Source organism: Enterovibrio sp. FF113 (genome assembly GCF_041439165.1).
Lineage (GTDB): Bacteria > Pseudomonadota > Gammaproteobacteria > Enterobacterales > Vibrionaceae > Enterovibrio > Enterovibrio norvegicus_A.
The window spans coordinates 1-12909 of record NZ_JBGONO010000012.1; the positions used below are offsets into that span (position 1 = coordinate 1).

Consider the following 12909-nt stretch of genomic DNA (forward strand, 5'->3'; position numbering starts at 1 on the left):
AGCAACTGACTTGTAATCAGTAGGTCACCAGTTCGACTCCGGTAGCCGGCACCATCTTTACGAAAGCCTCGTCATTGACGAGGCTTTTTCGTATCTGGATTTTGAATATGTTCGCCTCCCAGCCCCTAGGATTTTCCTTTCCTAGGGGCTGTTATTCCTAGCTTAATGCCTCAATCAAACAAACTATTAAACCACCCCACCGGGTCCGGTTTATCACAACGCTTGCGCCAGTATCCTTTCGGATCCCACATTGGTAATTTCTGTTTGCTAAAGCAATTCGTCACGTATTGTCCTTCCTGTACTTGATACGGCACGCTAGCGACTTCAGAAGGCCAATTCAAAATGAGCTTTTTTGGCTGTCTCGCCGTGATGTAATCGGTGTAAACACGCAATGCACCCGAAGAGCCGGTGAGTTTCGTTGGCTTATTGTCATCTCTCCCCAACCATACCGTCACCACTTCGCGCCCATCAATACCGACGTACCAGCTGTCTCGGTTTTTATCTGTGGTCCCCGTTTTCCCTGCCAATGACGCCCAAGCAAGAGACGTATTGAGATATCGTGCCGTACCTTCTTTGACAACATGCTTCATGGCGTACATGGTCAGCCAACTGGCTTGCTCAGGTAGGGTTTGGCTTGATTTAGGCCAATTGCGATAAAGCACTTGGCCTTCTAGGGTCACGACAGCTCTTAGTGCCGTCAGTTCTGCCTTGCGTCCACCACTGCCTAGCGTTTGGAACATTTGCGTGACTTCCATCGGCGTTAAAGTAAATGCCCCTAGCAGTAATGAAGGTACGCGGGTTATCTGATCTGGGTTCACGCCCAAATCATTAAAGGTGGACACGACCTTATCTAGCCCTAACGCCAAGCCAAGATTAACGGTAGGTATGTTATAAGAGTGCGCTAATGCTTGAAGTAAAGGCACTTGACCACGGTATTTTCTGTCGTAATTACGCGGACGCCATTCGCTGCCTTGATCGCCCTTGAGCACCAAAGGCTTGTCATCAAGTGGTGTCGCAAGGTTATATTTATCAGGCTGGGACAATGCGGCTAAGTAAACCGCTGGTTTGGACAACGAACCAATCTGGCGACTGCCATTCAGTGCACGGTTGAAACCCGCATAGCCGGGACGACTGCCGCCCACCATGGCGCGGATTTCACCGCTCTGGCGATCAGCAATGACAACGGCGGCTTCCAATTCCTCTCCAGCCACCTTCTTCAGCGCCTTAACCTTGTTAACCACGGTCTTTTCAATCAACGACTGTGACAGTGGATCTAAGGTACTGAATACACGGAGGCCACTTTCAGGGTTGAAGTCACTCCCGACTCGCTCTCGAATTTCGCGCGTCAGCTGCTCAAAATAAGCGGGCTGCCTGCTATTAAGGCTTGGCGATTTCTGCACATCGAGTTTACGCGCAGCGGCTTGCGCATACTGGTTGGCAGTCAGCACACCATTTTCCATCATCATTCGTAAGATGAGATCTCGACGCTCTTGCGCACGTTCAGGGTGGCGCCAAGGGTTATAGTAAGAAGGTCCTTTTACCGTGCCCACCAGCATCGCCAATTGATCAATACGTAGCTCTTCGATCGGACGACCAAAATAGAGCCTTGCCCCTAACGGGAAACCATGTACCGCCTGCCCACGCGCTTGACCTAAATAGACTTCATTGAGATAGGCTTCCAGAATACGGTCTTTGCTATATCGATAATCGAGAATAATCGCAATGTACGCTTCCTGCACTTTGCGCCACAGGGTGCGGTCACGGGTGAGAAACAGGTTTTTAGCCAACTGCTGCGTCAAGGTTGAACCACCTTGCACGGTACGTCCTGCTTTCAAGTTTACGACCATGGCGCGAGCGATGGCTAATGGCGACACGCCGTCATGGTGGTAGAAATCACGGTCTTCGGTTGTGAGTAAAGCATCAACCAAAAATTCAGGGAAACGCTCACGAGGCATAAAGATACGTTGCTCGTCAGTGTTGGACTCCATCATGCCGAGCAGTTTAGGCTCTATGCGCAAATAGCCGCGTTGTTTGCCGCTATCGAGTTGCTTAATAGAGGTAACACCTTGCGCGTCAAACGTTAGCATCACATGCTGTGCACTCTCTGGCCCATCTTCAAACTCGAAAGGACGACGAATAATTTCGACGCGTGTTTTGGAAGCAGAATATTCCCCAGCACGAGTCGGTGAACGCACTTTATTGTAATTGAGCAGGTCTAATTCACGCTTTAAGGTGGTGATATCGACCGAATCACCAGGCGCTAGATGTAATATTCGTCCATAAACCACCGCAGGCAGTTGCCAGATCTGTCCGTCAAAGCGGTCGCGAATTTTCCCATCAAGGTAAATACCCAGAATGGCGAGGGCTGCGATACCCACTAGCCCTAACTTAAAGCCCAGAGACAGCAGTTTCTTGCCCCAGCCTTTTGACGGTGGCGTTTTTTTCTTCTTGGCCGCGGGCGTAGAAGATTTACGCGTGCGGCTCGTGGTTTTCTTGGGAGTCTGTTTAGTCATGAATGTGGGGTTCAGGCGTCCGGTTTAAAATGGCGTTTGGTTAATGTCGTCGGCTGATGATTCGCAGGATCGTCCGGCCACACATGTTTCGGGTATCTACCCTTCATTTCTTTTTGCACGTCACGGTATGTGCCTTGCCAAAAGCCCGCGAGATCTTGCGTGATCTGCAAAGGGCGTTGCGCGGGACTCAGTAATTCCACCAGCAAAGTCACCTTGCCATCAGCAATCGCAGGAGACTGCGCCTGCCCATACATTTCCTGCATACGTACCGCGAGCGTTGGTTTTTGATCGAGTTGATAACGAATAGCGTGTCGACACCCCGTTGGCACTTGATACGTTTCTGGCAACAATCGGTTCAGCTCTTTGGTCGTCGCCCAACCAAACCACGCTTCCAGCGCACTAAAGATATCGACTTTTTTCAGGTCCTTCATTGAGCGCACGCCCGTCATAAAAGGCGCTAGCCACTCATCCAACGAAGAAAGCATGCTTTCCTCGTCAAGCGCAGGCAGGCTAATTGGCAGTTGCCACGCCAGTGCACAACGCGCACGGACCAACAGACTTTCCGCTTTTTTCGGCAAATCCAAACAAGCCAAACCTTTTCGTTTGATGGCATGCAGTAATGCTTGCGTCATCATCTCATCGTTTCGCTGAGTGATGGGTTTGCGTGACAGGATAATCTCGCCACAGCACATTTGCATTTCCGCGACCAATGCGCCTTTTTTATCATCCCAGTCTACCCACTCTCGCTGAGAAAACAGTGAAGGCTGCAGGGTTTGTAGCGTTGAAAAGTCAGCTCTGCATGCAGTGAAAATACGGCTATCGCCTTGCGACACACTCATAAGATCAACGGCGATCAAAGCCTCTTCGCCTGAGAGCGGATGATCGGCATCGATCTGCGCACCATGGCCGTTACTTAATAAGAAGCGACCATTGTTGCCTCGAGATTTAGCGATACGGTCAGGCCACGCCGACGCGGCCAGCACAGGCAAGATATGTGGGTTAATGTCTGAAGACAATATTGCCCCCAAACGGCCCGCAAGCTGAGAAGCCCGTTGTCGATGCGGTCCTTTCTGCGCAGCAATCATGGAAAGTTGCAGTCTTAAGTCAGGCTCTGTCTTTCCACGAAGTGGCTCTTCTGCCCAAGCAGCTAGCCAACATGCCGTTGAGATAGCGTCATCCCCAAGCATGTTGGCGGTATAGAGCATGGCCCCGAGTCGTGCGTCCGTGCCAAACGCCACCACCTTCTTGCCTTTGGCGGTCAACGCACTATTTATATCAAGTACGCCCAATTGCTGAAGTAGCTTAACGGCTTGCTGCCAATGTGCCGTGGGCGGAAGGTCAAGCCATTGCAAATCTTGCGCACCACAGCCCCACAGCACAACCTCCAAAACCAGTTGCATCAGATCGCTGGTGACAATTTCAGGATCAGGCACGGCTCGCATACGCTGGAAAGTATCTTCACTATATAGACGAAGGCAAATCCCCTCGGATAATCGCCCTGCTCGCCCCATTCGCTGAATGGCGGATGAGCGAGAAATCTGAACCGTTTCCAGCTTGGTGATCCCAGATTTACGATTAAACCGCGCAACGCGCTCTAAGCCTGAATCCACCACTAAGCGAATACCTTCAATGGTCAAACTGGTTTCGGCAATATTGGTCGCCAGTACCACTTTACGTTTGCCATTGGGCGCTGGCGCAATCGCGTCTTGTTGTTCGTTGGCGGAAAGCTGCCCATATAAAGGACAAATCATCACATGGCTTGGGACAATTTCAGCCAGCGCACTGGCAGTACGTTTGATTTCTGCCACACCCGGCAAGAAGACCAGTGCCGAACCTTCCTCTTTATTAATGAGTTTGGCTATTGCACTGGCAACGGCACTTTCATAACCGTACTGGCGAGCAATTGTGAAATAGCGGGCCTCGACAGGAAAACTTCGACCTTCAGAAGACACAACGGCAGCATCAGGTAACAACCCACTTAACGCGTCGCTATCGAGCGTGGCAGACATCACCAGTAAGGTCAGGTCATCGCGCAGCCCCGCTTGAACATCCAGTGAGAGTGCTAGCGCCAAATCAGCGTGTAAGCTTCGCTCATGGAACTCATCAAAAATCACCAAGCTGACACCCTCAAGCTCAGGGTCAGATTGGATCATTTTTGTCAGCACCCCTTCGGTGACAATTTCAATGCGAGTTTTGTCACTTACACGGGTTTCACCGCGAACGCGCAAGCCAACGGTTTCGCCGACTCGCTCTCCGCGTTGCGATGCGAGAAAGCGAGCAATGTTACGCGCGGCAAGACGACGGGGTTCAAGCAGGATAATTTTTCCGTCGAAAACCTCTCGCTCTAGCAGTACCAGCGGCAAGCGTGTTGACTTACCCGCGCCCGGCGGTGCTTGTAAAATCACATGTGAACAAGTGTGCAATGCAGATATCACGTCATCAAGGACGCTATCGATGGGGAGCTGTGACAAATCAAAAGCCTTTGTGTCAGAATTACCTGCAGAGTATACCCGAGTCACTTCAAGATGCAGGGTTCAGATACCACCAAAACGAAGACACTGTATTCACTGCCTCAATCGCAGGGCACTTTCAGAATTACAATGCGTATTTCATTCGCACAGCAAGGACGTCCATGAAATTTGAACCCGCTTTAAAATCAGCGACCCTACTTCGCCGCTACAAACGCTTTCTGGCAGACGTGCAATTGCCCGATGACAGTGAACGTACCATTCATTGTGCTAATACTGGGGCAATGACAGGCTGTGCGACTCCGGGCGACAAAGTGTGGTATTCCACATCAGATAACGTGAAGCGCAAATACCCAAACAGTTGGGAGCTGACTGAAACAAAAGCGGGCCATATGATTTGCGTCAACACTGCGCAGGCAAACCGTTTGGTTGTTGAGGCAATAAAAGAAGGTGCAATAAAAGAGCTTGAAGGTTACCCCACCCTTCGAACTGAAGTGGCTTACGGAGAAGAAAAAAGCCGAATCGATGTCTTGTTGCAATCCCCGACGCGAGAAGACTGCTATATAGAAGTGAAAAGTGTCACATTACTCGAAGACAATGATCAGGGCTATTTTCCCGATACAGTCACAACGCGAGGCCAAAAACACCTCAGAGAATTAGCAACCTTGGCGCAACAAGGAAAACGTGCCGTTCTCCTCTTCGCAGTGCTTCACTCTGGCATTGACAAGGTTTCACCTGCAAAACATATAGATGCGGTCTATAATCAGTTACTTATAGAAGCAGAGTCGCTTGGTGTAGAAATTCTGTGTTATCAAGCCTCACTCTCATCAGAGATGATGAGCATAAATAATAGGGTCCTGTTTTCCCAGTTTCGAGAAAAAATGTAGACATCTTCACACTGGGATTACATGAGGCAAAAACAAAGATTGCCTCACTATAGGGTTTCTGATATAGATACCGCCCTCTTTTGACCAAGCAGGTCAGGGTGTATTTAGGAGAACGCTTACATGCCAGAAAGCAAAGTTAAAAGATCGCTAGGCATCCTGGCTACGGCTGGGTTAGAACCTTACCAAGAGAAGGCTGGCGAGGAATACATGAATGATCTACAAGTAGATCATTTCCGTAAAATCCTCCAAGCGTGGCGCAACCAGCTCAGAGAAGAAGTTGACCGTACTGTGCACCATATGCAAGACGAAGCAGCAAACTTCCCTGATCCAGTAGACCGTGCTGCACAAGAAGAAGAATTCAGCCTTGAACTACGCAACCGTGACCGTGAGCGTAAGCTGATCAAGAAAATTGACAAAACATTGCAACGTCTGGAAGACGACGATTTCGGCTTCTGCGATTCATGTGGTGTAGAGATTGGCGTTCGCCGCCTTGAAGCTCGCCCGACCGCAGATATGTGCATCGATTGCAAAACTTTGGCAGAGATCAAAGAGAAGCAAATGGCAGGCTAAGCCTACCGCTTCATCGAGATTAATGGCAAAAAGGGAGCGGATGCTCCCTTTTTCCTTTTTACGGTAGGTTAAATCACCATGCAGTACGTCGGGCGCTTTGCCCCTTCTCCTTCAGGTCCTCTCCATTTTGGATCACTGGTCGCTGCTCTCGGCAGTTACTTGCAAGCACGTGCCAATCAAGGGCATTGGCTAGTACGTATAGAAGACATTGATCCACCACGTGAAGTAAAAGGCTCCGCCGACGCGATTTTACACACGCTAGATGCCTACGGTTTGCATTGGGACGACACCGTGTTGTATCAACACACACGCTATGACGCCTATCAATCTCAAATCGAGACATGGCTGAATGATGAAAACGCCTACTACTGCCAATGTACACGCAGACAAATCAAGGATTCAGGTGGAATTTACCTCGGCACGTGTCGCCATAGAACCTTAAATAGCGAACATTCCGCCGTACGTATTTGTATCGATAATCCCGTTGCTGAATTCATCGACATCAAACATGGCACCATACAAATGGATAGCACCATGGCGACAGAAGATTTTATAATCAAACGTCGTGATGGTTTATTCGCGTATAATCTTGCTGTTGTCTTGGACGATATTTATCAAGGTGTGACCGAAGTTGTCAGAGGCGCCGATCTGATCGAGCCGACTGGCAGACAAGTTTCTCTTTATCAGAAACTCCACGCATCCCCTGTCAGTTATTTGCATTTGCCACTTGCACTCAACGCTGACGGGAATAAGCTTTCTAAACAAAACCACGCACCAGCAATCGACAACGCAAATCCAGGCCCAGCCTTGGAAGCGGCAATGGCCTTTTTAGGTCATCACGTTCCCGTCGATTTACACGGTGCGAATAGGGAAGAATTGTTACTTTGGGGCATCGAAAATTGGCAGATCCGTAAATTGCCAATTGCCACGGAAGTGATTACAGCTTTCTAAAATGCGAGGGCGTGATATATGATATGCCGTCGTTTTTATAGACCGACCTGTCAAATACGAGGTGAGTTATCTTTAATCGAGTTACCAGCTTTTGCCGTAAGGTATTGAATCGCGATAACAAAACACGCGAGGTTACTGACCTAAAGCTTGAAGTTATTCCTCGCCAAGAGCACGGTATATCAAGAAAAGGTATCAGCGAAAATGCGCTGAAAGTGCTTTACCGCCTGAATAAAGCGGGTTTTGAGGCATATCTTGTTGGCGGCGGCGTGCGTGATTTAATGCTAAATACGCAACCAAAAGACTTCGATATCGCAACCAATGCGACCCCGGAAGAGGTACGTAAGCTTTTCCGTAACTGCCGTTTAGTCGGCCGTCGCTTCCGCCTTGCTCATATCCTTTTTGGACGAGATGTCATTGAAGTGGCAACGTTCCGTGGACACCACGGCAGCGAAAAGGGCGAGAAAGGTGAAAAAAGTGAAAAGGGCGAAAAGAATGCCAGTCAATCAAATGATGGCATGCTACTTCGAGACAACGTCTATGGCTCTATTGATGAAGATGCCGAACGCCGCGACTTCACCGTTAATGCCCTGTATTACAACATCGACGATTTCTCGATACGCGATTATGCTGGCGGTGTTGAAGACCTTAACAATCGCGTGATACGCCTTATTGGCGATCCAGAAACACGCTATCGTGAAGATCCGGTTCGCATGCTTCGCGCCGTGCGCTTTGCTGCCAAGCTAGACATGACAGTGAATGAAGCCACTGCTGCTCCAATTCCAGCGCTGGCTCATTTGTTGCGGGATATTCCCGCTGCGCGTCTGTTTGAAGAAAGCTTGAAACTGCTTCAGTCTGGTTACGGTTCACAGACCTACAAACTGTTGCGTGATTTCAATCTATTTACGCCGCTGTTTCCTATCTTGAGTGAACACTTCACCGAAGATCGCAACAGCAAGTGCGAGCAAATGATAGAGCTTGTGCTGAAATCAACAGATGAACGTGTTGCTAGCGAACAACGTATCAATCCGGCCTTTATGTTTGCCGCGATGCTATGGTACCCGCTAGAAACTCGCGCGGAAGAAATTGCCTTCGAAAGCGGTCTAAGTTACTACGATGCCTTTATGGTCGCGGCAAACGACATACTGGACGAGCAAGTTAAAAGCATTGCTATTCCACGTCGATTTACCGCCATGATCCGAGACATCTGGCAACTTCAGCTTCGCCTGAGCCGTCGTTCTGGCACTCGCGCATACAAGCTACTGGAACAAAACAAGTTCCGCGCTGCGTTTGATTTCCTTGAGATGCGTGGTGAAATCGAAGGCGGTCAGTTGCAAGAACTGGCGCAGTGGTGGGATGACTTCCAAAAAGCTGACCGTGATGGACGTAACGACATGGTGCAAGTGCTGAACAAAGCCAGCTCGGCCAAGAAAGTACGCCGTCGTCGTAAAGCCAAGCCGCGTCGCCGGAAGCCGACTCAAGAATCATGATCCGAGCTTACATAGCGATAGGCAGCAATCTGGGTAATCCGGTAGAAAAAGCGCAGTGTGCTATTGAAGCACTGTCGCAATTACCGGACAGCCAACTGATTGCTTGTTCATTGCTCTATAGTAGTAAGCCGATGGGTCCCTCAGACCAACCTGACTACGTGAATGCAGTGGTTTCTATTGACACAAAACTGCTTCCGTTGGATCTTCTTGATCACACACAACGTATTGAGTTGGCGTTTGGTCGAGAGCGCAAAGATGAGCGCTGGGGACCACGAACACTAGATTTGGATATTCTCCTTTATGGTGATGTCCAACTAGAGAGTGAACGGTTAACCGTTCCACACTACGGGATGAAAGTACGGGAATTCGTGCTTTTCCCTCTCGCCGAAATAGCCCCTGACTTGCACCTGCCCGATGGCAGTGCTGTCGCCGATTTAGTCGCCGTCACGGATAAGAACGGTCTGACTGCTATCGCGTAAGCACAAAAGCCTCAGCATCAACACCTTAGCAAGCAGGGTTTGGGAGACGATATGAAAAAAATTACGATAAATACCTTAATGGCATGGAAGCAAGAGGGACGTAAATTTGCCTCGGCAACGGCTTATGATGCTAGCTTTGCTCAACTTTTTGAAGCACAAGAAATGCCCGTTCTGCTTGTTGGCGATTCACTCGGTATGGTATTGCAGGGTAAAAGTGACACCCTGACCGTATCCGTTGATGAAATTGCCTACCATACGCGTAGCGTTCGTGCAGGAAGCCCAAATTGCCTCCTAATGGCTGACATGCCTTTCATGTCTTTTGCCACGCCAGAGCAAGCCTGCGCTAATGCCGCCGAATTAATAAAGGCTGGCGCCAATATGGTGAAACTGGAAGGCGGCGCTTGGCTTGCCGAGACCGTAACCATGTTGACTCAGCGTGCCGTACCTGTATGTGCTCACCTTGGTCTAACACCTCAATCTGTCAATGTTTTTGGTGGTTTCAGAGTGCAAGGTCGTGACGAAGTCAAAGCAGAGCAAATGGTACAAGATGCTTTGGCATTAGAAGAAGCAGGTGCACAAGTTATTTTGCTGGAATGCGTACCTAAAGCCTTAGCCGCACGTATCACTGACGCCGTGCGCGTCCCTGTGATTGGCATTGGTGCGGGCAACGCGACCGATGGTCAAATTCTGGTGATGCACGACATGTTTGGCATTTCAGCCAACTACATTCCGCGCTTTTCAAAAAACTACCTCGCGAGCACAGGCGACATGCGTCAAGCCGTTTCGCGATATATCGAAGAAGTTGCAACTGGCGAGTTTCCTGGCCCAGAGCAGACGTTTAATTAAGGAATGCTGAATTTATGCAAGTGATCGCTGACATTGCCCCACTACGAGATCAGATCCTTCAATGGCGTCGTGACGGGCAGCGAATTGCATTCGTCCCTACCATGGGGCATCTTCACGATGGACACCTAACTTTGGTTCGACGAGCGCGTGAAAACGCCGATATTGTGGTAGTCAGCATTTTCGTCAACCCTATGCAATTCGACAAAGCAGATGATTTAGCCGCCTACCCTCGTACCTTAGATGAAGATGTTGCCAAGCTAAACAGCGAAGGGGTAGAAGTGGTGTTTACACCATCCCCAGAGATGATGTACCCCAATGGCATGGAACAACACTCATTTGTTGATGTACCTGGCCTTTCGAGCATTCTTGAAGGATCATCACGACCAGGACACTTCAAAGGTGTCGCGACGGTCGTCAGCAAGCTATTTAACATGGTTCAGCCTGATGTTGCCTGCTTTGGTGAGAAAGACTACCAACAACTTGCCGTGATCAACAAAATGGTCAACGACCTGTGTATGCCGGTTGAAATTGTTCCCGTACCCACGGTACGTGAAATGGATGGTCTGGCAATGAGTAGTCGAAACACTCGCTTGACGGTTGACGAGCGTCAACGTGCGCCCGTACTCGCCAAAACACTTCGTTGGATGAGCAGCCAAATGCGCGGTGGTCGCACCGATTACAGTGAATTGATCCTTGATGGCAACGACCAACTTCGAGCCGCAGGCTTGGAGCCCGATGACATTTTCATTCGTGATGCTCATACTCTGTTGCCTATCGTGGAGCAGTCTTGCAAAGCGGTTATCCTTGCGTCGTGCATGCTTGGACAAGTGCGTCTCATCGACAACCTGAGTGTGGACTTAGCGCCGCCCACCAGCGATGACAGCGAAGAGTGATGCAAAGCGCAACACCGAATAAACACGAGATAAACAAAAACCGCCGAAAGGCGGTTTTTGCTTTTTCGCATCAAACGCACCCGTTGATGCAAACTCATGTTGTGATTTCGGGTGACTAGCTTCTTAAACCAATACCTCGACTAATGAGATACCACGCGATGGTATACAACACAGCAATCGCCCCAATGAGCACGGAAAATGAGGTATAGATACTCACATCTGACACGCCCAAGAAGCCATAACGGAAAGCATTCACCATGTAAACAATAGGATTTAGCTTAGACACGCCCTGCCAGAATTCAGGTAATAAGGACAGCGAATAGAATACACCGCCAAGGTAGGTCAACGGTGTCAGGATAAACGTTGGAATGATACTGATGTCATCGAACGTTTTCGCATACACCGCGTTAATCAAACCGCCGAGAGAAAACAAGATCGACGTGAGCAAGACTGTCGCGACAATCACGCCAAGATGAGCGATGTGCAGATCGACAAAAAACATCGATACTACCGACACGATAAGCCCAACGGCCAAACCACGGCTCACTCCGCCGCCCACATAGCCCGCGATAATGATGTAATTCGGCACAGGCGCGACCATTAGCTCTTCAATGTTGCGCTGCATTTTGGTGCTAAAGAATGACGAGGCGACATTCGAATATGAATTGGTGATCACCGACATCATGATCAAACCCGGCACGATATACGCCATATAACTAAAACCGCCCATCTCACCGATGCGGCTACCGATAAGGTTACCGAAGATGACGAAATACAAAGTCATGGTAATGGCGGGGGGTACCAAAGTTTGCACCCAAATGCGGCTGTATCGCGTAATTTCTTTGATCAGCAAGCTTTTAAAAGCGACCCAATAGGCTTTGTTCATGCAGAAGTCCCCTCGCTGTTGCGCACTAAATTCACGAAGAGTTCTTCCAATCGGTTCGCTTTGTTTCGCATAGATTGCACTTGGATACCTTGTTCTGACAACTGTGCAAACACTGTATTCAACCCCGTGTTTTTATGGATTTCCACTTCCAACGTGTGATCATCAACTTGCTGCCACTTTACGTTTTCTAACGTCGTCACCTTGCTGTCTGGCGCAAGGTCTAACACGAAGGTTTCCACATCCAGTTTTTTCAGCAGCGCCTTCATCGACGTATCTTCCACCAACTCGCCACGGTTAATAATGCCGATGTTTCGACACAGCATTTCCGCCTCTTCGAGGTAATGGGTGGTCAAGATAATGGTGATACCTTGCTCGTTGATTTCCTTCAAAAACGTCCACATTGAGCGACGTAATTCGATGTCAACGCCCGCTGTGGGTTCATCAAGAATAAGAAGCTTAGGCTCATGCATCAATGCACGTGCAATCATCAACCTACGTTTCATGCCACCAGATAACGTTCGAGAAGGTTCATCACGCTTCTCCCACAAATCCAGCAGTGTTAGGTACTTCTTCGAACGCACTTTCGCTTCTGCACGATCAACGCCGTAGTATCCCGCTTGGTTGAGAAGAATTTGTTCAACCTTTTCGTATTGGTTGAAATTAAACTCTTGCGGCACCAAGCCAAGCTGCCTTTTGGCATCAACAAGATGAGTATCAATGTCGTAACCAAAAATTTTCACTTTGCCGGACGTCTTATTCACCAAAGAGCTAATAATGCCAATGGTGGTGGACTTTCCTGCGCCGTTAGGGCCCAGCAGGGCATAAAAATCACCCTGTTGTACCGATAACGACACGCCTTTAAGTGCATGAACATCCTTGCCATACACTTTGATCAGGTTATCTATCTCGATTGCTTTCATAAATAGTTT

Annotated in this window: 11 protein-coding genes; 7 read left to right on the forward strand and 4 right to left on the reverse strand. The window is 49.1% G+C overall.

Annotation, left to right across the window (positions count from 1 at the left end):
* Positions 1 to 170: 170 nt before the first annotated feature.
* A complete protein-coding gene (gene mrcB / locus ACED36_RS11095) occupies positions 171 to 2513 on the reverse strand; it encodes a penicillin-binding protein 1B (protein ID WP_017007182.1) in 2343 nt (780 codons plus the stop codon).
* Positions 2514 to 2524: 11 nt separating this feature from the next.
* A complete protein-coding gene (hrpB, locus tag ACED36_RS11100) occupies positions 2525 to 4984 on the reverse strand; it encodes an ATP-dependent helicase HrpB (protein WP_371733261.1) in 2460 nt (819 codons plus the stop codon).
* Between the two features lie 161 nt (positions 4985 to 5145).
* Between hrpB and sfsA the strand changes: the two genes are divergently transcribed.
* The 7 genes from sfsA to panC all read left to right on the forward strand — a co-directional run bounded on the left by sfsA (position 5146) and on the right by panC (position 11094).
* A complete protein-coding gene (sfsA, locus tag ACED36_RS11105) occupies positions 5146 to 5868 on the forward strand; it encodes a DNA/RNA nuclease SfsA (RefSeq protein ID WP_371733262.1) in 723 nt (240 codons plus the stop codon).
* A 120-nt stretch (positions 5869 to 5988) separates the two neighbouring features.
* Entirely contained in the window at positions 5989 to 6438 is a 450-nt protein-coding gene (dksA, locus tag ACED36_RS11110) for an RNA polymerase-binding protein DksA (protein ID WP_016960702.1), read from the forward strand.
* 78 nt (positions 6439 to 6516) lie between these two features.
* Positions 6517 to 7389: a tRNA glutamyl-Q(34) synthetase GluQRS gene (gene gluQRS / locus ACED36_RS11115; RefSeq protein WP_371733263.1), complete on the forward strand. Its 873-nt coding sequence runs from the start codon at positions 6517 to 6519 to the stop codon at positions 7387 to 7389.
* A gap of 68 nt (positions 7390 to 7457) precedes the next feature.
* Positions 7458 to 8876, forward strand: a complete 1419-nt coding sequence (gene pcnB, locus ACED36_RS11120) for a polynucleotide adenylyltransferase PcnB (RefSeq protein WP_083248027.1) — start codon at positions 7458 to 7460, stop codon at positions 8874 to 8876.
* Positions 8873 to 9355 (forward strand): 2-amino-4-hydroxy-6-hydroxymethyldihydropteridine diphosphokinase, encoded by a 483-nt coding sequence (gene folK / locus ACED36_RS11125; RefSeq protein WP_371733264.1) that lies wholly within the window; start codon positions 8873 to 8875, stop codon positions 9353 to 9355. Before pcnB ends, folK begins: the two co-directional genes overlap by 4 nt.
* 51 nt (positions 9356 to 9406) lie before the next feature.
* Positions 9407 to 10201: a 3-methyl-2-oxobutanoate hydroxymethyltransferase gene (gene panB / locus ACED36_RS11130; RefSeq protein ID WP_371733265.1), complete on the forward strand. Its 795-nt coding sequence runs from the start codon at positions 9407 to 9409 to the stop codon at positions 10199 to 10201.
* A 14-nt stretch (positions 10202 to 10215) separates the two neighbouring features.
* Positions 10216 to 11094 carry a pantoate--beta-alanine ligase gene (gene panC, locus ACED36_RS11135; protein WP_371733266.1) on the forward strand — a complete coding sequence of 293 codons (879 nt, stop codon included), beginning with the start codon at positions 10216 to 10218 and terminating at the stop codon, positions 11092 to 11094.
* A 115-nt stretch (positions 11095 to 11209) separates the two neighbouring features.
* On the opposite strand, the gene ACED36_RS11140 is transcribed toward panC, so the two are convergent.
* Both ACED36_RS11140 and ACED36_RS11145 read right to left on the reverse strand, forming a co-directional pair.
* Positions 11210 to 11980, reverse strand: coding sequence for an ABC transporter permease (locus ACED36_RS11140; RefSeq protein WP_371733267.1), 771 nt, complete (start codon positions 11978 to 11980; stop codon positions 11210 to 11212).
* Positions 11977 to 12900 carry an ABC transporter ATP-binding protein gene (locus tag ACED36_RS11145; protein ID WP_371733268.1) on the reverse strand — a complete coding sequence of 308 codons (924 nt, stop codon included), beginning with the start codon at positions 12898 to 12900 and terminating at the stop codon, positions 11977 to 11979. The genes ACED36_RS11140 and ACED36_RS11145 overlap by 4 nt, the downstream gene beginning before the upstream one ends.
* Positions 12901 to 12909: the final 9 nt, after the last annotated feature.